Consider the following 23,278-nt stretch of genomic DNA (forward strand, 5'->3'; position numbering starts at 1 on the left):
TCTATATATGTGAACCAGAGGTAATTACATGCTCAACTAGTGCTTGTGCATATCCTACTTCATTATCGTACCAAGCTAAAACTTTTACCAAATTCCCACCCACCACACGTGTCATACCGAGGTCAGCGATAGATGCATGTGTATCGCCAATAATGTCAGTAGAGACCAGTGGTTCGTTTGTTACCGCAAATACCTTACTCCACCGTACATTTCCCGCAGCACTACTCAGCACTTCATTTACCTCTTCTACACTTGTATCACGTTTTGCAATAAAAGTGATGTCTGCAATAGAGCCTGAAGGAACAGGAACTCGCAATGCAATGCCATCAAATTTATCTTCGAGTTGCGTATGCGCTTGGGTTGTCGCTTTCGCAGCGCCGGTCGACGTTGGGATAATGTTCACTGCGGCAGCGCGACCTCGACGTGGGTCTTTAGCTGACGGTCCATCAACAGTTCTCTGCGTTGCAGTATAACCGTGTACTGTGTTAAGCATCGCTTTATCAATACCTATAACTTCATCAAGAATTCCTATCACGGGACTCCCAGCATTTGTTGTACACGATGCGTTCGAACTTATTTCACATGTCTCGAGGTCATCATCATTTACTCCCATAAGCACCGTTGCGCCAGTCACTCCAGCATCTTCCGGATTATCTTTAACCGGAGCCGAAACAACGACTCGTTTAGCACCCGAAGTAAGGTGTACCTTAGCTTTTTCATAACTCGCGAATACACCTGTTGCTTCAACTACGATATCAATGTCTAAATCTCCCCATGGAAGCTTCTCTGGATCACGTTCTTGTAAAAACTCTACTGAACTAAACTGTTTTAAAATACTTTCACCGGTCTTTCCATATACTGAATCATATGTAAGTAAGTATTCTAAATTTGATTTATCACCTAAATCATTAACAGCGACTATTTCTAACTCACTACGCATTGCTGCTAATTTAAAGAATGCGCGACCGATACGTCCAAAACCATTTATAGCTATTTTTGTCTTTTTCATAATTCTTTAATAATCAGCATTTAAACATCTTGATATATGGACATCGGATGTCCATATATAGGATTACCTTTCATGTTAGTACCGTTTAGTATTATTACACGTCATCCTCTTTTTCCTTCTCCTCTATCCCCACATATATGGACATCCGATGTCCATATATGTGGGGATACGTTAAGATAGAATTATGTTCTTCCATGTACTGAATCGTGGTGTAGAAAAACGACCTATAGTCCACGATGATATTGACCGAATACGTTTTGTTCATGACCTTTTCATATTCAACAACAAGTGCTCTGTAGACCCAAATCATAGGCTTAAAGAAAATCCATTTGGTGACCAAGGTAGAGACCCTTTAGTGCATATACATGCGTGGTGTCTTATGGATAATCACTATCACCTACTTCTCTCTCCTGTCGATAATGATGTCGCAAATATTTCGCTTTTCATGAAAAAGTTAAATATGGGGTATGCAAAGTACTTTAATGAAAAATATGAGCGCTCGGGCTACCTGTGGCAAGGAAAGTACAAAAAGATAGAAATAGAAAGAGATGCACATTTTCTCTATATCCCTTTCTATATCCATCTTAACCCGCTTGACTACACCCATCCAAATTGGCGCAACGGATCTATTAAGAATCTAAAAAAGATGTTGTCTGATTTATCTTCATATCGCTGGAGTAGTTACCTAGATTATATGGGCACCAAAAATTTTCCTTCTGTTATAGAAGAACAAACATTACATGAAGTGCTCGGTTCGTCATCTAGTCAGAAAAAGCAAATTGCTCAAATTGTTACACAAGCAGATGTAGCTACTCTCTCGAACAACTTCGAATAAGAACCTCGTTTTGATGATTCTTTCATACGTTTATAGTGTATTCACATCGTACACAAATATATGGACATCCGATGTCCATATATTTGTGTTGGGTTAATTAAATTTAATTTAATTTAATCTTATCTTATCTTATATTGTTGAGTCGGTAGTGGTTGCTGTTTCTTCTGCAGGTGTGTCTGTTGCCACTGGTTCAATGACTTCGTCCACTGTGTCCTCTACCACTTCCTCTTCTACTGTTTCTTCTACTACAGGTTCTGTTGTGTCGTTTACGACTGGTTCAGTACTTGTGGCTGTAGTGTCTTCTACAACTTCTTCTTCTACGATAACGGGGTCTGTACTGGTTGCTGTGTCGTCTTCAATGACTACGGCAGGAGTTGAAGTGGCTGTGTCTTCTACTACTGGTTCTTCAGTTGGTGTTCCTGTTCCCACTATCACGGTGCGTTCGATTGTTGCTGTTTGTTCGTTGGTGTCTGTAGCACTGTAGGTAATGGTGTGGGTGGCATCTGTGGTGGTGTCTATATCTATAGTGGTGACTGCTTCACCGTTGAGGGTGAGTGTGATGCTTAAGTCGTTACCGTCTGCGTCTTGTGCGGTGATACCGAGGTCGCTGTAGTTAGCGTTAAGAGCAATTTCAGCGGGGTTGGTTCCGATGAGGGTGAGGGTTGGTGGGGTTGAAGTAGTTGTTGATGTAGCTTCTGTTTGAGTGGTTGCTGAAGCGACACCGGCGAGCTGTGCCTCTACCGCTACGAGTCGCTCTTCAAGTGCCGCAATTTGTATGTCCTTAGAACTCTGCCAGTCAATGAGTTCGGCGATCCTTTTTGTATTCTCCTGCACAATCACCCACAATTCTTTAATTGCCTGTATTAAATACAAAGGTAAGTCAGAAAGGTTAGTATCAAAATATTCTGTTCCATTAATAGTTGTTGTGCCTACCATTTCAGGGAACGTAACCTTTAATTCTTGTGCAATGAAACCAGAAATACGGCGACTTCGTGTTTCTTCATCATATCCAGTCAATTCGTTATAGTTATAAGTTACTGGACGTAATTCACTAATTCTTTCGAGGGTAGTAGTATCCTCTGTCGATAACTCGGTAATGTTTTCCTTTAGGCGTCGATCGGAATAGTTCGTCCATGCAGTATACCCATTTGCTGCAGGCTGGCCGTTTAATTGAAGTTTATACGTTGGGTTTGTTACACCAATACCGACTTCGCCAGCGGGGTCGATAACTATTGCATCATTAGTTATACCACTACCGTAACTATTTGAAGTTCCAAAATGCAATTCCGTTCCAGAAGGAGTTATCTTTGCTGCTATTCTTGCTAAAGGTACAGCGCTAGATCCAGACGCACCAGCAAAATCAATACTATTGAAATAATTTGCTGTATATGGACTACTTATTCTTAATACACCATCACTGGTACCAGTAAAAGATGAGATAGATGTTCCTTCTACATGCAATTTCGTGTCGGGAGTATCAATACCAATACCGACGTTGCCACCTTCAAGAATACGCATGCGTTCGGTTAGTGAACCTGCTGAAGGAGTAGTTGAGAATGTTAAATACCCTTGGTAGTTTGATGAAGCAGTACTTCCTACACCCATAGTTATGCTTGAAAGGTCTTGGCGAGCCACTGTACCGGTTGTTGTGATGGTATTTTTAAGAACGGGACTCACACCAGAAACGGCAAAGTTAACGGTTGAGTCATTAGAACCAAGGTTAACTGAGAGCTTTGATTCTGGCGTTGTGGTGCCGATACCGACGTTGCCAAGTAGATAGTTGTTTCCTGTACCATCTATGGAAAGAGCACCATCTAATTGTAAGTCACCAGCGCGAGATACACTTCCGACAACTGTTGCAGCACCATCTCCAAATTTTATCCCTCCACCAGTAGAGCCTTCGTCCCAGTTTAAATACACACTTCCCCCTGCGGTAATTGGGTTTATGACGGTATTTACATTGTCTGTCAGTCGAAGTACGTGTGTACCGGCGTCCGCGATAATGCTTCCGGTAACGTTTATATTTCCTTGTACATCAAGTACTTGCGATGGTGTCGTCGTACCAATACCCACACTACCTTGTACTGCCAAACCATTGTCGAGCTCGGTTGTGTAGTATGAATCTCCAATTGAAACTCCACCTATTACACCTACGTGACTTCTATCGTATACGCCACTACCTGGGTCGAGCACAATACCCGTAGCAAAAGACACTTGTAGTTGTTGATACGTATTTGCTGTCCATGCACCTGCAGTTCTGTAAATTCCGTACCCGGAAGCAGTATGCCAGTAAATACCTTGACTTCCATCAGTCGTGACATTGTCACCAAAGGTTATTTGCCCTGTCGTTGATAAGTCTAAGTCTCTCGCGGGAGTTGCCGTACCAATACCGACGTTATCAGTCCCCGTTGCTAAGTACACATCAGTACCGCCATCAGTCCACCCACCGCCAGATGATGCCGAGAAGTCAGTCCATGCGCCTGCGTTGTTTTTATATTGAATAGTTCCTGCGTTGTCGCGGAAACCGTAGCCAGTAGTGCCCGTGGTATCGCCCCAGTTGATGTAGCTTGAGGCTGTAAGACCGATGTTGCCTGCAACATCGAGTTTGTGGTCTGGTGTTGAATCTCCAATACCGACGTTGCCACCAACAAGATGCATAATATTTGCCGCGCCTGCACTGAAGAACAGACGGTCAGTAGCATGATCGTATTGAATACGTCCTATGTCATTATCACTCGGATCACCAAACAAAACCGAACCAACACTTGATGCAGTATTGAAAATGGTCAAGCCAGTATTGCCGCTACTTTCAAGAACAAGTTCGTCGCCATTTGAAATTGGACTTCCTACCGCACCAGCGGAACTGTCATAAATCCATACTTTTGCTGAAGGCGTCGTGGTGCCGATGCCGACGTTGCCTGCATCGTTTACATACAGTTCAGGGTTTCCTGAGATAGTGCCTCCTCCCCATATACCAATACCACCATTTGAACCATCGCCGTAACCACCAATCGCTCCAGAATATACATCTGATGATCCTTGGAAGGAAATAATCTGCCCGCTCCCTGCCACGGAAACATTCTGTGTATTAGTGTCGAGAGTTAGTAGATTTACTATAGAACCATTACTTCCATTTTCTACCAATTGCAATTTCGTAGCTGGGGTGGTGGTTCCGATACCGACGTTGCCGGTGTTGGTAAAGGTAAGTACATCACCTGCACCATCAATAAAGAGTCGCCCATCATCACCAGTAGGGTTATATAACCAAGCATTACTACCTGAGCTATCACGTGGTCCTGCAAGGAAGCCTGCACGCGAATCATTACCCGAACGTACAACACCGATAACATCAAGTTTTTCAGTTGGTGTCGTGGTTCCGATGCCGACGTTGCCTGCGGTGTAGCTGATGTCGGGGCTGTTGTGTGTCCAGAGACCGTTACCGCCGTCAATGCGGGAGCCGGTGAAAGAAGTATATGCACTCCAGCCATTTATATCTTTATTGCTTGCACTCGATTGATGGACGTAGACTTCGAAATAATCTGTTGTTCCATTTGCATCTACTACAACACTCACTTGATTCGTTCTAAAAGTACCTGTCGAAGTCTTATAGTCACTGCTATATAATGCCCCATTCTTGTAAATTGCCATATATGTCTGGTCACTATCTGAGACACTCTCGAATCTTGTTTTTGTTGTTAACAAATATTTACCAGCAACCGTTGGGGTAAATCTATCACTCGCAAAATCAGAGTTAGTATCAAAGTGCTCTGTTGTCCAAGCCACCTTTGTCCATGTATTTCCTGGGATGCTTTGAGCCACATTGTTTCGATGTACCGAGAAGGATGGTGAAATACCGTCCCCTGCGGTGGCAAAGGAGAGGTTGCCACTGGCGTCAGTGGTGAGGAACTGTCCTGCGGTACCGTCAGCAGTTGGGAGGGTGAAGGTGGTGTTGCTGGTGATGGCGTCTGGTGCCTTCAGAGCAACATAGTTGTCACCGTTAGCTTCGAGCTCTTCAAAGCGTACTTCACCGGTGTTGCCTGCGGAGGTGCCGAATGGATTAAGTGAAAGTGCTGATGCTGATTCATCAAAGAATAGCGGTGCGTCACTTGTTGTTCCTCCAATGGCAAGGTCGTCGGTGAGTGAGGTGAGGTAGGTGGTGGTGCCACCGTCGGTGAAGAGTGCGGCACCACTGCCTACTGCACTACCATTCCAGTACAAACTACCACTAACGTTGTAGAGTGCGTTAACGGTAGTTGCAGGAGTCGTTGAGGCAAGTGAGAGAGCGCCATTAACTGAGAGTTTGGTGGTGGGGGTGGTGGTGCCGATACCGACGTTGCCTGAGGAGTTGATAGTCAAGTCGCTACCTGAACCAGTTCCAAATTGCACGGCGTATTCTCCACGTATAACCATAGCGTTCGTAAGTGCATCGCTAAAGACTTGACCTGGTGTCGCGTAACCAGAATACCCAACCAAAGCGTTTGAATTGTTTTTATATGTTATGTACCCAGCAAGATCTGAACCTTGGAAAATAGCGAGGTCAGGGTTGTTTTTATAAAGATGTAATAGCGCTTGAGGGGATGTGGTGCCGATACCGACGTTGCCTGTACTGTCAATCACCAAATCTGAAGCTGAGTTCGTCCATAAATGTAGGTCACCAGTTGTTTGGTGAACACCTATATTCGCTTCTTGATCTCCGGCATTATCGAAGAACGCTAGACCTGGGTAACCACCAGGTGTACCGATTCTTACTGCGTCACCACTACTTATTCCCGTTTTTACACTTAGACCCCAACCAGCCAACGTAGATGTGCCAATTCCCACATTCCCATTGCTGACATCTGCGAACAACGCTGGTGTACTTGAGGTGCCGACGCGGAAGTCACCCCAGACGTCCAGTTTAGATGCGGGGGAAGAGGTGCCGATACCAACGTTGCCTGATGAAAGTGTTGATTGAGTACCATCAAGACCTGTACCGTAAATGAGATTTCCAATGACTAATTGATTATTGGCTGTTGCGCTCGGTACAGCCACGTTGTAACCAATAGAAATGTTATTTGCACCACTTGTTATTTGGTTTTGTGCTCCAGATAAAGTTGCTGCACCAATAATAGTGTTATTTGAACCAGTAGTAACTCCATATCCTGATTTGAATCCGAGGAAGGTGTTGTAGTTGCTGCTTGTTGCTGCTGAATACCCAGACTGTGTACCAACGTACGTTCCTCCTTCGTTATAATAGTTACTTAAACCTGCTGCTGCTGCTGCACCGACAGCTACTACACTATCTGGTGATGTATTGAATCTTAAGGTTCCAATTGCATTACTTAAACCACCAATAGCAACGTTTGAAGAACCGTCAATATTTCCGATACCAGTATAGTATCCAAGAAACACATTTGCGTTACCAGTAGTGTTGTTAAGCCCTGCATTTGCTCCAAGAAATGAATTGGCAAACCCAGTGGTGTTGTTCATTCCTGATTGTACTCCAATAGCAATACTGCTCCCACCAATATATGCTGCTCCGCCCGCAGTTGAACTTCGCAGTGCGCGATACCCGATAGCTACGTTGCTTGCCGTTGATGTGGCATTCTCGAGCGCCTGATAACCAACCGCAACATTCTTGGTTCCAGTTGTAAGTGAGGAAAGAGCACTCGTTCCTAAAGCGGTGTTTTCATTTCCTGTATGTGTTGTATTGCCAGTGTTACCAACAAATAGTGAACCCGTAGTTGTGCTTGCTTGCAATATTGTGTTTCCCTCTAACTTGTAACCGTTGCTAGTGTTTATGTAACCAAGTACATCTAGTTTGGAGCTAGGATTAGTAGTGCCGATGCCGACGTTGCCTGCGCTTGTGACAACCATTTGGTCATTAACACCATTTGTTCTGAATGAGAATCCGTTGCCAACGTTATCGTAAATTATCCTACCCATAACAGCACTGTCTGTGTCACCAAAATCTAAGAATGATTTTGTAGTAGGTGAGCTAATTATAGAAACTATAGTGTCACCGCTTCTTTGGAATGAAGCCACCGTTTGTGCAGAAGCAGTTATTGCTGTTCCACTTTGGACGACCTGCAGATTAGTACTTGGTGAGTCTGTTCCGATACCGACGTTGCCTTGATTCATTATTACGTCTCCATCTGACTGAACAAGCAGACTGTCTTGCCCGGCTCCAGCTTGAACAGTAAACGGATAAACGCTTCCAGCTGTCAAATCTCTAAGGCTAAAATTACCGCCCAGAGAATGAACAAACCATTCCTGATTAGATGCATCACTTTCTTTAAACACTATACCTGGATCATTTCGCGTAATTCTAAGTTTTTGGTTTGAATCTAATCCATAAGTTGATGCGTCATTTATTGTCAGGGCTGTGCCAACTTCGAGTAATGCACCGCTACCAGATATATCTAACTTTGAAGACGGACTCGCTGTACCTATACCCACATTCCCACTACTTACATCAGTAAACAATGCAGGAGTGCTTGAGGTTCCGACACGTAAGTCGCCCCAGACGTCGAGGGTTGATGCAGGTGAAGTGGTGCCGATACCGACGTTGCCTGTACTTCCGTCTAGCATCAGTAGCCCAGGATAAGACGTTGATGGACTGAATGCTATATCACTAGAACCAGAAGCTCCTCTAACAACAAGATTTTTTGTATTTAAATCTGAAAGTCCGGTGTCTCCTACTTCAAAAGAGAAACTTTGCTGATTACCCGATGTAGTTGAGCCACCAAACAACTGTACTAGACTTGAATCTAAACCTATGCCGTCATAACCAAATTTGCTTACACCAGCAACATGCAGTAGTGAGTCAGGTGTTGTGGTGCCAATACCGACGTTGCCTGTATTACCCTCCACGAAGAGCATACCGCTACCAACATTTAAGTCAGTGTCGGAATCAAGCGTAGCGTTAATATCACTCGTGCCTCCAGGCTGGAAAACAATGTTACCTGGCGGCTGTAAGGTAGCAGTACCATCTAATTTCACTTCAGCATTTGCTCCAACTATCGTTTGGTTGCCAGAATTGTATCCAATTAGGTTAACCGAGGTTCCAGTCGTCAATCTCGATTTCAAGTATTGATTATTATCTATCTGGATATTACCTCCCACAACTTCGAGTTTTTGTTCAGGAGTTGTTGTACCGATACCGACGTTGCCTGAAGTATTATTGATATTTAGATTACCAGCATCAAGTGCATTGTTCCCTCCAATAGATGTATAGCCATCCTCGGCCAAAAGATAGCTTGTTGTATCGTCATCAGAAATAGTGATTACTGCATTGTTATCAGAACTATTAAACAGTGCCACCGCATTGTAAGTATTAGAGTAGACTCTTAGAGGATTAGCTACTGCCGTTTCGTAAATAGAAAGTGTTGCGTCTGGGGTTGTGGTACCAATACCGACGTTGCCGGAGGAATCAATGGTTAGCCTCTCTGTTGCAGTAGTCCAAAGTGATAAATCGTTTGCATTATTATCGTATACGATTCGTCCCATTGTTTGACTTCCGCTATCACCAAAAAAGATACTAGTGTCTGATGACGTTCCACCCACAATAGATATTCCGGCTGGTCCAATGCCTTCAACAACCAACTCATCCGCACTACTAGATACAGCCGGAGCTCCTGATACTGCGCTTGATATGTGCAACTTCCCCAGTGGCGTCGTAGTACCAATACCGACGTTACCCGTACTGGTAATTCGCAGGCGTTCTGCACGATTAGAACTCGTAATAGTACCTGTGGTGAACGCGAGGCCGTATGCTGCTCCTGTTGCACTGTCTGAGATTGCGCTGATTTCAGCTCCGATACCATCTGCATAGGTACCTGTGTAGCTCGCATCATTTGTGATGAAGTTAAGAGAACCTATTCCATCTCCTGTGGTGCGCGCTCCTTGTGTAGAAATGGAGAGTGCTGTTCCTGTGAGAATTGAGTCTGGATTGGTGGTGCCGATACCAATATTTCCACTCTCATTAACCGTTAAGCGGTCTTGTAGTGTTCCACCTGAATCTGAAACCTGTAGCTTGAAATCGCCACCACTACGTTGGAATGCTGCCTTATTTGTAGAGTTATAGGTTATTTGAAATTGTGGCTGGTCTGTCGATAATATCTCTAGGGCAGTGTCTGGACTTGCTGTCCCAATACCAACATTACCTGAGCTTCCTTCGACGAATAATGCATTGACTTCACCAACTCCTTCTACTCTAAAATCAATGTCTGCTCCGAGTTCGTTGAAAGTGTATGAAGTGGCTAATGCTCTTGAGACCTCTACACCGCCAGCATAGGTTCGTATACCATTAAGGCTATCCTGGATATAAAAACCTTCTCCGGTAGCTAATGCGTTATTACCTATCCATCCACCATTTACGTCACCTGCAATTATTATACCTTCATGTACTGAATCTGAATCTTTAAATCGAGCGAGAACACCGCCGTTTTCGTTATGAACATCAAGTTTGTATGAAGCAGAAGTTGTACCAATACTTACGTTGCCATTTGGGAAAAATACAGTACCAACATTATTCGCAGCTCCCATTACTTGAGTAAGATTGGTTCCTGAGTAAATACCAAATCCATTATTTGTATCCCAATTGTGAGATATCACGGAACGATAGCTGCTAGGACTGCTAGCATTTGTGAGCTTTACACTAGGATCACTATTGTAAATATGCAATGTCTCTTCTGGCGTCGTGGTACCTATACCAATGTTGCCAGAGAAGAAACCGTCAATGGTGTACAAATCTTGCCATTGCTTAGATGCAGTACCCAGATCATTTGCATCATTAAAATATGGAGAGAAATCGCTTGTTAAAAATTGATACTCCCAATTATCATTTTGTCTAACAAATATCTGCCCGTCTCGTATATCAAAGAGATCGCCGCTATCTTTACCGAAGTTACCACCATTAACACCATCGTATGCATAGATAGTACCCGTAGCTGCACCAAGATCTCCTCCGACATTTAATCCCGTTGCTATAATTACGTCGCCTTCTACATCCAACTTCGCTCCTGGACCTGTCGTTCCGATACCTACATTACCTTCTATAATCGCACCGTTAGATGGAGCGACAACATTGTTATAGCCAGAACCTACTCGTAATGCTCCCTGCACATCAAGTTTGTTAGAAGGAGTTGGATCACCAATACCAATCATATTCGCACTTGAGTCAATGTAGAGCGTATTGTTGTCGAAATCCAAATCAGCACTGTTGGTGTCGAGATCGAAGGTGGTGGTGGCGTCTACGGTGAGTGCATCCTTGAACTCAGTGAAGTCGAGTGTGTCTGCGTCGATGAGACTTGCATCAATAGTGGTGGTTGAGACGACACCTGAGCTGTTGGTGGTGAGGATGCCTCCGGTGAGTGCAGCAAACTGTACAGAGCCGGTGGTGGTGAGTTGGTTGGCAGGGGTGGTGGTGCCGATGCCGATGTTGCCTGTGTTTGTTATTCTGAATCTCTCTGCACCACCAGTTTGAACGTTGAAGTCTCCTCCAGTTGCTACTAAATTAACGAGTCCAGTTCCTGTTTTTAACTGCAATGCAGTAAATCCTCCGTCAGTTTCTATTACAGCAGGTGTACCGGCTGATGCTTGGTACACGATAAGTTTTTGACTTGGGCTCGCCGTCCCAATACCTACATTCCCACTACTTACATCGGTAAACAACGCTGGTGTGCTTGAAGTACCTACACGTAGGTCACCCCAGACGTCGAGTTTTGATGCTGGCGTCGTTGTGCCGATTCCGACATTTCCTGCACCTGTTACATATAAATCATCGCTGTTAACGGCAAATACGCCATCTGTGGCGTCATGAATAAATACCGTTCCTCCGTCAGTATTCAAATACAAAGAACTGGCAACGCCGGACCCAATTGCTTGAATTTCATTATTATCTATAGCGATAAAATCAGTATTTGAAGCACCAACCCTTAATGCTCCACCTCCCGAGGAACTGACATCGGTTGAATCCCATACTACAAGTTTTGCCTCTGGTGTTGAAGTACCGATACCGACGTTGCCTGAAGTATCTATAGATAGTCTTTCAGTATTCCCAACCATCAAATCTAGTTGATGAGATGATTGTGTACCAAATTTTGCTGCTTGAGGTGTTCCTGAATCAAACCATCCAGATAATTTTGTCGCTGCATCGTCACCATAAATGGTAACGGCTCCACCATAAGTACCTCCTGCGATATCGAGATTGGTTCTGAAGTTCATGTTTCCAGGTGTACTAGTACCTATACCGACGTTGCCGGCGCTCGTTATTCTTAACCTCTCAGATGTATCGGATGCACCGGCTGATCCAGTGTGTAAAGAAACATAATCTTGTCTGAAAACTGCATTTAGAGCAGAGCTAGTGGCTGTTTGATTATTATTTCCCAATTTAGACGAATAAATTCTTATATCGTCTCCATAGTTTCCCGTATATGTGGAGCCTATCCAAGCTCTGGATGCATTTGTTCCTACCCCCCCTCGTGGAAAGCGAATCCAGCCGCCTTCCTTCCCGTAAGCTCCACCAGCTGCAATGTCAAAAATATTTGTGGAGTCATCTGCACCTCCAACCAATATACCAAAGGGAGTTCCTCCTGTTATTGTTGTATTCTCACTGTAGAATCCTGTGGTTGCTAATACCTCCCCAACTACTGCAAGGTTTGCTACAGGACTAGTAGTGCCGATGCCGACGTTGCCTGAATCTGTTATCCGCACCGCTTCAGTTGCTCCATCTGGGAAAAATCCTATTTTCTTTGAAGCTGTACCTGCATATATATTTACGTCACCAGTAACACTAGTTCCTGAATGCCCGATAATTAAGTTTTCCGTTGCATCATATCCGATAAGATTTCTATCAAAACCACTAGCTAAACTCCCCTTTAAGAATTGATTATTATCTAAAAGGATATCGCCTTCACTAACATGTAATTTTTCAGCGGGTGTAGTAGTTCCAATACCGACGTTGCCAGAGGCATCAATCCTTAACGCCTCGCTACCACTTGTGGAAAAAGCAAGCGAATCATTTGCGTGTTCATAATCTATGAGACCTGGACTTCCACTTGTGTCAGAGAAAGTAAGTACTGAATTCCCCGTATCTCCTGCAACATTGGCTTTAATATCAACCTGTGTATATCCAGATCCAGAAGTTCTTTCAAACGTAGAGACTAGTTGATCTGCACTTGTTACATGCAGTTTCCCAGAGGGCGTAGTAGTACCAATACCTACGTTGCCAGTGTTATCAAGTGTAAGTCGAGGTGTTGATGTCAAATCAGTACCATCAGTAATACGGAATGTATCGTCTACATTGTAATATCCTACTGAGTAATCTGTACCACTTCCGAATCGTAGTGGTGTGTTGTTATTTACACGCAGGAATCCACTACCCCACTGCAAAAGATCTGCGCCATTGCTTTTTATATAACCATTGACTAAAGCGTTTACATTCAAATATCCTGTCGCATCAACATAAAATTCGCCATAACGTGTTGAACGGTCATCGTACCCGTATACTCGCAAACCGTTGTCATCTGCGTTTTGGGCAATCGTCAGACCGAGTGCTGGAGTGGCAGTGTTGATACCAACATTCCCACTACTCACATCGGTAAACAATGTAGGAGTGCTTGAAGTACCTACACGTAGATCACCCCAGACGTCGAGTGCTGATGCGGGTGAAGTGGTGCCGATACCTACGTTGCCTGAAGTATCTATTGTTAATCTTGCACCAGCATTTGTTATTAATTGAAGAGGATGACTAGTCTGTGTTCCAATCTGCCCAGCTGACGCTTGTGCCTGTACTTTTACCTTTGCACCTCCTGAGCGCTCTGCAAGAATATCTGCATTTCCTGTATCAAACACATGTAAAGTACCGTCTGGAGTAGTCGTTCCAATACCGACGTTACCGCCTGTAAGGCGAATGTACTCCGTACCACGGTTACTTATTGTCGTATCAACACCAAACGCATAGACTGATCCGAAGTTAATGGTTGAACCATCGTACCCTACAAATCCATAGTTATTAGTTGCACTTCCTGTTCCAAATTCAATTCCTGCAGGACGTCCTGTTGAGTTTGAGTGTACTCCAACAAGCACTGTTGTTCCTGGGTTTCGTACATCCAGCTTATATTCTGAATCTGGTGTTGCTTGAATACCTACACTCCCATTAGAATCAATAATAAACGGAGTTGTATCGCTTGCTGAATCGTTCACAACAAAACTGTTGCCCGTACCTGTGTTAGTGATGGAGAGTACTTCAGTACCATCTGCTGCTATGTCAGTTGAAGCATCGAGTGCAAGCGCATCCTTAAATTCAGTGAAATCGAGCGTGTCGGCAGTAACATCAGCACCGTCAACGGTGGTGGTTGAGACAACACCTGAGCTGTTGGTGGTGAGGATGCCTCCGGTGAGTGCGCTAAGAGTAAGTGCTGATTCAAGTATGGTGTTGCCGGTGATACGTGCGGTGCCTGAGACATCTAGTTTGTATGATGGCGCAGCGTTTCCAAGACCTAACTGCCCAGTATTATCAATATAAACAGTCTGAGTGTTATTGGAACCTCCTCCACGCAACTCTAACTTATGTGAATTAGAGTTCTCACCGATGTATGTATTTTGGTTACTAAAATAGATATGAGAATTATCGGGACTCAACCCTATAGAGCCAGCAACATCGAGCGCATACGATGGGGTGCTGTCGCCAATCCCCACATTTCCACTACTCACATCAGCAAACAATGCGGGAGTACTTGAGGTACCGACGCGTAGGTCGCCCCAGACGTCGAGTGCTGATGCGGGTGAAGTAGTGCCGATACCGACGTTGCCACCATCTGCTATCACAATTCCGTCGCCAGCACCTTCACCCCATACATTGAGGTAACCAAAATTAGAGGCTTCGTTGTATCCGATAACAAGGGCGTCATCTGCAATTGCGCTTTGTCCTATTGCTATGAAGTCAACATCGTTATCATCTGCATTAGTATTAAAGAAGCTTGCTATGTTTACCGTTCCACTTGAATCAGCTTCTACATGCAATTTGGAGTTTGGCGAGGTGGTGCCAATACCGACGTTGCCTCCGGTTGATGGATTGATGTAAGTTTCTGCTCCTTCCAACCATAAATTTTTGTAAGAAGATGCGCCACGATCGTATGCCTGAACAAATCCATATCCGTTATATCCTAATTCGACTCCAGCACCGGAGGCTGTCATTGACGGCGCTCCAGTTGCACGAAGATTTCCGGATACATCTAGAGTTGCCACAGGCGACGCCACCCCCACCCCAACTCTATTCGTTGAACTATCAATCACGAGAGTGTTTGCATCAAAGTTGAGATCAGCAGAGTTGGTGTCGAGGTCGAAGGTGGTGGTGGCGTCTACGGTGAGTGCATCTTTGAATTCAGTGAAGTCGAGTGTGTCTGCGTCGATGACACTTGCGTCGATAGTGGTGGTTGAGACGACACCTGAGCTGTTGGTGGTGAGGATGCCTCCGGTGAGTGCGCTGAGAGTAAGTGCTGATTCAAGTATGGTGTTGCCGGTGATACGTGCGGTGCCTGCTACGGTGAGTTTTTCAGCGGGAGTGGTGGTGCCGATACCGACGTTACCTAAATTATTTATCACAATCCCTTTACTTGAACCATCAAAACCGTCTCTAGTAATTTTTAAGTTGTCTTCAGAATAATCAACCCCAATGAAACCGTATCTGGGTGTGCCATCAGCATCAGATGCCATTCTGATGAATGAGTTGTCTGTATCATTTGTACTCAACCCAATATCTGCAATTCCGGTTGTTGAAAGTACATCTAATTTCCTACCTGGACTACCTGTACCAATCCCAACCCTGTTCGTTGAACTGTCAATGTACAAGGTGTTTGAGTCGAAGTTTAAGTCAGCGGAGTTGGTGTCGAGATCGAAAGTTGTGGTGGTATCTACCACTAGTGAGTCTGAGAGCTGTGCGAAGTTGAGTGAGTCGTTAACGATGTCTAAGGTGACGGCTGCTGATTCAGTACCAGAATTAGAAACCGTAAAGAAAGCGTTGCCTGCGTCTGCAAGCGTTGCGAGATAATTACCTGTTGTGTGTGTACCGAGTGTGATGAGGTTGTTAAGTGTGGTGGTTCCTGTGCCTCCGTTGGTTACAGGAAGAACTCCAGTGACCTCAGTGGTGAGATCAACCGAGGTACCAAGTGTTGTTTCGAGTGATCCTGAATTGAGAGTAAGTCCAGTACCAGTGAAGTCGGTGATTGTTTCTGAGTTGGTGCGGAATCCACCAGAGGCTCGTGTGACACCAACAACGTCGAGTGGATATGATGGAGTTACTCCTATACCAAAATTACCAGATGAATCGAAACGAGCCACCTCTGTATTTGACGTACTAAACAATATCGCGCCAGCTTCCCTGTTGATAATAGCTAGATTTAGTCCGTTTCCTTGAATAAGGCTACCGTCAGCAGCCAAAGTGCCTGTTGTTCCGTTAGTAAGTTTTAATTCGGGAAATGAAGTTGCATTGATGTGTAGCCCTGTTCCTCCACCAGCAAGAGCAGGTGCCGCGGTACCAATACCCACATTTCCTGCTATTTCTATGTCCCCATCACTTTGTGCTACCAACAATTCTGTACCTGCAGAATTTTCCAAACGGATTGAACCACCACTTACTATTGGCCTGATATTTGAAAGCCACGCTATGTCAGCACCGTCATTCAATTGTAAATCTCCATCGATATGCAACTTCGATCCAGGTGTTGTGGTACCAATACCGACGTTGCCTGCTCCATTAATGATCATTTGTGTATCGAGAGTTCCGTTCGAAGTGGAAAATCGCAAATCGCCGTACTCTGCACCAGATTCATTTTCAGAACTTATACGAGCACCTATATAATTTTCAGGACTTGCATCATTATTATCCCAATTCTGAAAATCTAAACGTCCATAATCTGCTCCCGCACTTTGCTTTGCGCCTCCAATGGTAACGGTGCGTTGTACATCAGCACTTCCCCCTCTATCTGCAACTATGTTCCCACCGTAAATATGTAGTTTCTCACTTGGTGAAGTAGTACCGATACCGATGTTGCCATCCACACCAACAGTCAGTACGCGACTACCACTGAAATCATCAGCTACAAAAATAGGTGCAGTTTGCGTATTAGAGCCTACAAGATGCAGTGTTGGTACAGTTGTAGTGCTTGAATCATTTTGAATAAAGAACGGTTGGTTTATATCAAACCGTTCGGACGTTGAATCCCATTTAACGACAGCATTTGGTACTACTGTTCCGCGGAAAAAGACAAGGTTCGAATCCTCCGTATCAACGGAGGCATTATCTGTATTAATCGTGAATGAATTATTACTCGTGCCTCCAATAGTTGTTGAAGCTGCAGAGATACTGTTCACGTTGATGTTATCAGCGTAAATTTCGTCCCAATAATATGATGGCGAACCGAGATCTCGCACTGCATTTACGTCAGGGATTAAATCTGAATTGATAGATGCATTAACGGTCAATGTATCAGAAGATGTGTCTCCGATAATGTTTGCATTTCCGTTTACCGTTAAGCTACCGGTTACTGTTGTTGTTGCGAGATTCGCGCTGTTCGTTGCGACAAGATTAGTTGTTGTTGCGTTTGTTGCTGTGAGATTTGTAAAAATGCTTGTAAGCGAAGTGAAGAGTGAGGTGTAAAAATTAGTTGAAGTTGCATTGGTAAATACAGAATTTGTTGCAACCAAATTTGTTGATGTTGCGTTAGTAAACACACCTGTACTTGGAGTTGCTGCACCAATGGGTGTGTTTTCGATGGTTCCTGCGGTGATGGTGAGGTCGTCTGCAACGTTTGCGTCTGGAAGAACTCCTGTTACGTCTGCTGTGAGGTCTATGAGTGACGTTGCAACACTACCCGCTGTTGCCTTTAGAAAGCCTGTGAGTGAGCCGAGTGAAAGTGAGGCAATTGTTGTTGTAGCGAGGGTTGTGGTACCGGTTGCAACGAGATTCGTTGACGTTGCATTTGTTGCAGTTAAATCAGTTACGACGCCGGTCGTAATAGTTGCATCCGTAATAGTTGTTGTAGCAAGATTTGAATTTCCTGAAACGATGAGTGTTCCTGATGTTGTGTCGTTTGCAGCAAGATTTGTGATTGTCGTAGTCGCGAGAGTTGCTGAGTTGGTTGCAACAAAATCAGTTGTTGTTGCGTTGGTAAACGTGGCTTCAGTCGCGGTTAGGTTTGTTGTGAATGTGTTCGTGCTGGTTGCGTTCACTGCGGTAACATTTGTAAATTCGGCGGTGAGTGCTGAGAGGAATGAGCTAAAGAAATTAGTACTCGTTGCATTTACCAATACAGAACTTGTTGCAAAAAGATTCGCTGTCGTGGCATTTGTTGTGAGTAAGTCGGTAATATTTCCTGTTGTAATAGTTGCATCGGTGATGGTTGTGGTTGCAAGGTTCGCGCTGTTCGTTGCGACAAGGTTTGTTGTTGTTGCGTTGGTGAGTATTGCATCATCTGCGGTGAGATTAGCAAATGCACCAGTGATGGCAGTGATAAGCGAAGTGTAAAAATTGGTACTCGTTGCGTTGGTGAGTACTGCGTCTGTTGCTACAAAGTTTGTGGCAGTTGCGTTGTTGACAGTGAGTTCTGTGATGGTCGTGGTTGCGAGAGTAGTAAGACCTGTTGCAGTAAAATCATTTACGGTAAGTGCACCTCCGAGAGATGTAGCTCCAGTCACTGAAAGATTCCCAGCAATACTTACATTATCACCAAACGTTGCTGCATTATTTACAGAAAGTGTCGTGGCTGCAACTGATGTATTGGTAATTCGTGAATTACTAATATCAACATCGCCAAGATTATCGATACGCTGTGTAAGAGCTACTGCATGGAAGTTTCCGGCAACACCGCCGGCGTTTCTTGTCGAAACGCGCACTATTTCCTGACGTAATTCATTTTCTAACTGTTGCAGATCTACCAGCGATACACCGCTTTGAGTAACGATACGTTGTGTTTCTACAACACGTTCTACTACTGGTTGGTTAATTACATTGGTTATATTTCCTGAACCAGTTTGTTGTATCGGTACATATAGTGCATCGGTGTTTGGCGTTGTGGTAACAGTAATTTGAGGAGTATCTGTATTGTTCTGTGCAATAGCTTTTACTGAAAGTTCAACACGACCACGGCTATTTCCTGAATGTACGAACATCAAACTCGAACCGATGTCAGCATTAACCCCAGCAAAGAAACCTTGAACATTAACATATACTTTTCCGAACAAATCCAATGCGCTCACTTGCGCCACTACGTTTTTTCCCAAAACAGAAGCTGCTGGCTGTGAAGCAAAGTCGTCTAGAGCGATAACTGAATTACTAAAATCTGTGTTGATCTTTGTAATAAGATTAGGTAACGCATCAAAAACACTTGCAACCTTAATTATTTCTTCTTCGAAAGTATCAAGTGCAGTAGTTCGATACTGTGCATGAGAAAGTGCTGAGGTACTAAACACCAATGTGACTGCAGTTATGAGAGCCACGGACTTTTGCACAAAAGTGTACACAGGATTCGCGGGCACAATTGGCGTACGAACAATTACCTCTTGCCGAAGACCATCGGCGGCAGCACCAGTTTCAAGCAAACGCTTTCGGAAGTACGTACCGGTGATTGGTTGTTCTAGTTTGTGAACACTAACGGCCTTTTGTACACTTTTGGCTTTTGAAACAATTGGGGTAACGAGATTCTTTTCTACCTTATTTTTGTTTGCTGCGTATACTTCTTCTGCAATTTCTTTTGCCTGCTTTGCGTGTGCAGCAATTTTCTGTGCAAGAATTTTTTGTGCAGGAGCAATTTCTGGTGTCTTATATTCGTCCTTACGCTCTTTAGAAAGTTCTTCCTTGCGTACTACACGAGCATGTTCGATTCGTACAATGTGCTCCTTTAATGAAGTCTCTTCGACAAACCACGCTCGTCCGATTCGGCGACAACTCACAGAACCTTCGCGGCACATTTTTCCAATATAGTCAGGAGTATACCCAGCAGCTTTACCAGCGGCATCCGATGAAAGGTACTTTTTGTTGTCGAGAGTTAAATGTTTGCTCACAAAGTGTTTGATGACTTGTTCGGAACTCCGTTATATCTATATAATACTAGGTATTTCGGCACTCTCCCAACTCTCGCTTGGGGATAAAGTCTGCGCCTTTTTTTGACAAAAAGGACTCTGAAAACAGTCAAAAACCTTCTACTAAAAATAATCAATATCTGGCAATCTCAATTTTTATGCATAATCAAAGTTTCCCAGATACTTTTTTATCTTGAAGAACCTTCCTAACTCACTGCAACTATTTTTATTACTCGATAAGCACGATAACCACCTCCTAACCCTAACAACCCAGGAAAGTACTCAGTGACTTCACAGTCCCTTGTAAGCAGCCAAAGATTACCATTGTCGAGATCTTTAAGGGACAACGATGTGTTCTTCTTAGCGTCTAATTGTTCTTAGAAATATAAACAAAGCGGTTTGTGGGCAGCATTTGTATAGAATTATATAAAATGGCTCTAAATCTCGGCTAGTGCAGGTATACAGTGCCAATCTCGGATATTATCTCGCTATATCTCGGTTATCCGAGGTTCATATTTGCACATCTTATCTTGCACTTTGCTGCCCTTTAGGCGTTTAAAACTAAATAATTCATACTACCATGCAGGAAAAGAGAGCTTATAAGTCCAGTAATCTGCGAGTACCAATTCAGACATGGGATGTCTGAATTGGTACTATCCTGTATAACTCACCCCTCCCACACACATAATGCCTACATACCATCAAAAATATATGGACATCGGATGTTCATATATGTGAATTTTTTAGGAAACGTAAGAGGAGAAAGCTAAAAAAGCTATTATTGTAGTTCTATTCAGAAGAGTAGTTGAATTCTGATCCAGGTAGTATGTCTCCGTACTTATCTTGCATCATTTCGATGAAAGTATTGTCTTCAAATAAGTTGCTCACAGCATCAAGACCAGAGAGACCAAACAGGTATAGATATGCTCCAGTAGAGATAAGAATGAGCGCTAAAATTAGCATGCCTATAACTCCAACAATTGGAAATGAACGCTTTGCGGGTTTACTCTGAATGAAGTAGCTTTCCTCTCGTTCCCTTTTTTGTACCCCGCCTTCCCGAGATGGTATATTTCTAGGCGTGGTTTGAGTAGTTATCGGTGGAACTGCTCTAGGAGTGGAGACAGGACGAATATCGGGGTTCATTTGCTTAATTGGAGGGCGTTCACTTAATATATCACCAGACGCATAGGTTTGGGCTTCATTAAATGCAGTTTCTTTTTTTACAGAAGGAATTTCTGGATTACTTTCAGCTACGTAGCGTACGTTGAAATTGATGTCTCCAGGATCAATATCAGTTTGGATATTTACAGCAACTCCAGTAGCATCCTTTCCAACTGCTCCCTTCTCAGTACTATAACCTTCAGTGCGTACACCACTGGACTGTGCCTGAACTTCAGCCAGTAGACCATCGTTGTGTTTTTTGTGAGCGATAAGTGAGTCCTTACCTACAAACCAACGGCGACCTACTTTTCGTGCTTCTAATTCACCACTTCTGGCAAGCTGACCAATATAATCTTGTGCGTAGCCAGTAACAGCAGCAGCGCGAGATGTTGCGATGTACTCTGTGCCGTCATACTTGAATGTGTCGTCACGAACATTCCCTACCTTCATACCAAGTGCGCTCTTGCCTTGCTCATTTTTATTTTTTGTATCAGCTTCAACACCATTTTCTTGGTACCGCTTCAACCCATTTTCATCGACATACCAATGCCCAGACACTCGTCGACACTCAATTTTATCTTCCCTGCAAAGCTGGCCAATATAGTCCTTCGAATAACCACTCAGCTCTGAAGCACGAGTAGTTGATATTAAAGTGTCATCACCGATAGTAACGTCTTCCATTTAAGCATTGTACAATATCCGCCGAGATATGCGAGATCCCCTCTAAAATGTGTGGATAACGTACCTCGCTTAAGCGAGTTTAGCCTTTATAAGCTCTTTAAGCTTTGCAGGATTCGCAGAACCCTTACTGAGTTTCATACCTTGCCCGACAAGATATTGCAGAGCTTGCTCCTTCCCTTCTTTGTATTCTTTTACCACTTCTTCATTTTGAGATACAAGCGCTTCTATGATTTCGTTAAGTGCCTCATCATCATTTTGTTGCAGCAGACCTGCTTCCTCTGCCAATTCTTTAATGGTCTTACTCTGCTCATGAGGTTTAGCTAAGTGTCCAATTAACTCTACGGCGCCATTAGAAGATATGTCGCCTTGAAGTGCCAGTAGTACAAGCTCACTAAATTCATTTGGACCTATATTCTCTGTAACATGCTCATTGTTCTCTCCTCGTAATGCCACGAGGTTGTTTGTTATGTAGTTAGAAGCAAGCTTTGCGTGTTTAGCTTGATCTTCACTATTAGATTGAGATAATTCGACAACGACTCTCTCGAAAAACTCACAAAGTCTTATATCAGCAACATAGGCTTCTACATCCTCTACCTGTAGCCCGTACGCCTTCTGTAGGCGCTCACGCTTCGCCTGAGGCAGTTCTGGAAGTGTTTCTTGTAAATTGTCTACGGATAGTTCTGGAAGCTCTGAGAGTTTCAATTTGGGCAAATCTGGCTCTGGGAAGTATCGGTAGTCGGCTGCCTCTTCTTTTACACGCTGACTGAATGTAACGGCTTTATTTTCGTCCCATCCCCGTGTTTCTTGAATGATATTCTCGCCTTTTTCTATTATTTCAATCTGCCGCTTTATTTCAAAATCTATGGCACGTTCTACTGCTCTGAATGAGTTCAAATTTTTTACCTCTACCTTAGTTCCTAATTGACCCTTTACTTTAGAGACGGAGATATTCGCTTCCACTCGCATCTCTCCCTTTTCCATATTAGCATCAGATGCTTCTAAGGTGCGTAATAGTAACTGTAACTCACGTGCAAATGCTACGGAATCTTTTGCATTATGTAAGACAGGTTCGGTTACCAGCTCCATAAGCGGTACGCCTGCACGATTAAAATCAACAAGGCTATGGTCTGACTCGTTTGTGTGTGATGAACGAGCAGTATCTTCTTCAAGATGAATACGAGTTAATTCCACACCGTGTAAGATACCTCCAGAAACGAGTGGAAATTCGTACTGACTCAACTGAAAAGCCTTTGGTATGTCAGGATAAAAGTAATTCTTTCTATCAAACTCAGAGTAGTCAGCAAGCTCACCGTTCATTGCCAGACCGACACGCAACACCTGCTTTACTGCTTCCTTGTTGATTGTTGGCAAGACACCAGGGTGTGCCATGCACACCGGACATATATTTACATTTGGTTTTTTTTCGTTTGGGTCGTTCTTAGAATTACAAAACATCTTCGTGTGAGTACGAAGTTCTGCATGCACTTCTAGACCAATTGTAGGCTCAAACATGTAGGCGTCATGGTAAAACG

Annotated in this window: 5 protein-coding genes; 1 reads left to right on the top strand and 4 read right to left on the bottom strand. The window is 43.8% G+C overall.

Features of this window, described 5'->3' with window-relative positions; genetic code table 11:
* Position 1: 1 nt before the first annotated feature.
* Entirely contained in the window at positions 2-1,009 is a 1,008-nt protein-coding gene (locus tag JXR01_01765; protein QSH39713.1) for an aldehyde dehydrogenase, read from the bottom strand.
* Positions 1,010-1,193: 184 nt separating this feature from the next.
* Here JXR01_01765 and JXR01_01770 point away from each other — a divergent pair, with 184 nt between their 5' ends.
* Complete coding sequence (locus JXR01_01770; protein ID QSH39714.1) at positions 1,194-1,844, top strand: transposase; 651 nt, start codon at positions 1,194-1,196, stop codon at positions 1,842-1,844.
* 129 nt (positions 1,845-1,973) lie between these two features.
* On the opposite strand, the gene JXR01_01775 is transcribed toward JXR01_01770, so the two are convergent.
* The 3 genes from JXR01_01775 to gatB all read right to left on the bottom strand — a co-directional run bounded on the left by JXR01_01775 (position 1,974) and on the right by gatB (position 23,258).
* Entirely contained in the window at positions 1,974-19,886 is a 17,913-nt protein-coding gene (locus JXR01_01775) for a tail fiber domain-containing protein (protein ID QSH39715.1), read from the bottom strand.
* 807 nt (positions 19,887-20,693) lie between these two features.
* Complete coding sequence (locus tag JXR01_01780; protein QSH39023.1) at positions 20,694-21,746, bottom strand: hypothetical protein; 1,053 nt, start codon at positions 21,744-21,746, stop codon at positions 20,694-20,696.
* 69 nt (positions 21,747-21,815) lie between these two features.
* Positions 21,816-23,258 carry an Asp-tRNA(Asn)/Glu-tRNA(Gln) amidotransferase subunit GatB gene (gene gatB, locus JXR01_01785; protein QSH39024.1) on the bottom strand — a complete coding sequence of 481 codons (1,443 nt, stop codon included), beginning with the start codon at positions 23,256-23,258 and terminating at the stop codon, positions 21,816-21,818.
* Positions 23,259-23,278 lie beyond the last annotated feature (20 nt).

It is taken from the genome of Candidatus Kaiserbacteria bacterium (assembly GCA_017134395.1).
Lineage (GTDB): Bacteria > Patescibacteriota > Minisyncoccia > Phycocordibacterales > UBA2100 > UBA2100.

Excerpts from the sequence above, each read along its gene's own strand:
- JXR01_01765 (QSH39713.1), bottom strand. The coding sequence starts at position 1,009 with ATGAAAAAGACAAAAATAGCTATAAATGGTTTTGGACGTATCGGTCGC.
- JXR01_01770 (QSH39714.1), top strand. The coding sequence starts at position 1,194 with ATGTTCTTCCATGTACTGAATCGTGGTGTAGAAAAACGACCTATAGTC.
- JXR01_01780 (QSH39023.1), bottom strand. The coding sequence starts at position 21,746 with ATGGAAGACGTTACTATCGGTGATGACACTTTAATATCAACTACTCGT.
- gatB (QSH39024.1), bottom strand. The coding sequence starts at position 23,258 with ATGTTTGAGCCTACAATTGGTCTAGAAGTGCATGCAGAACTTCGTACT.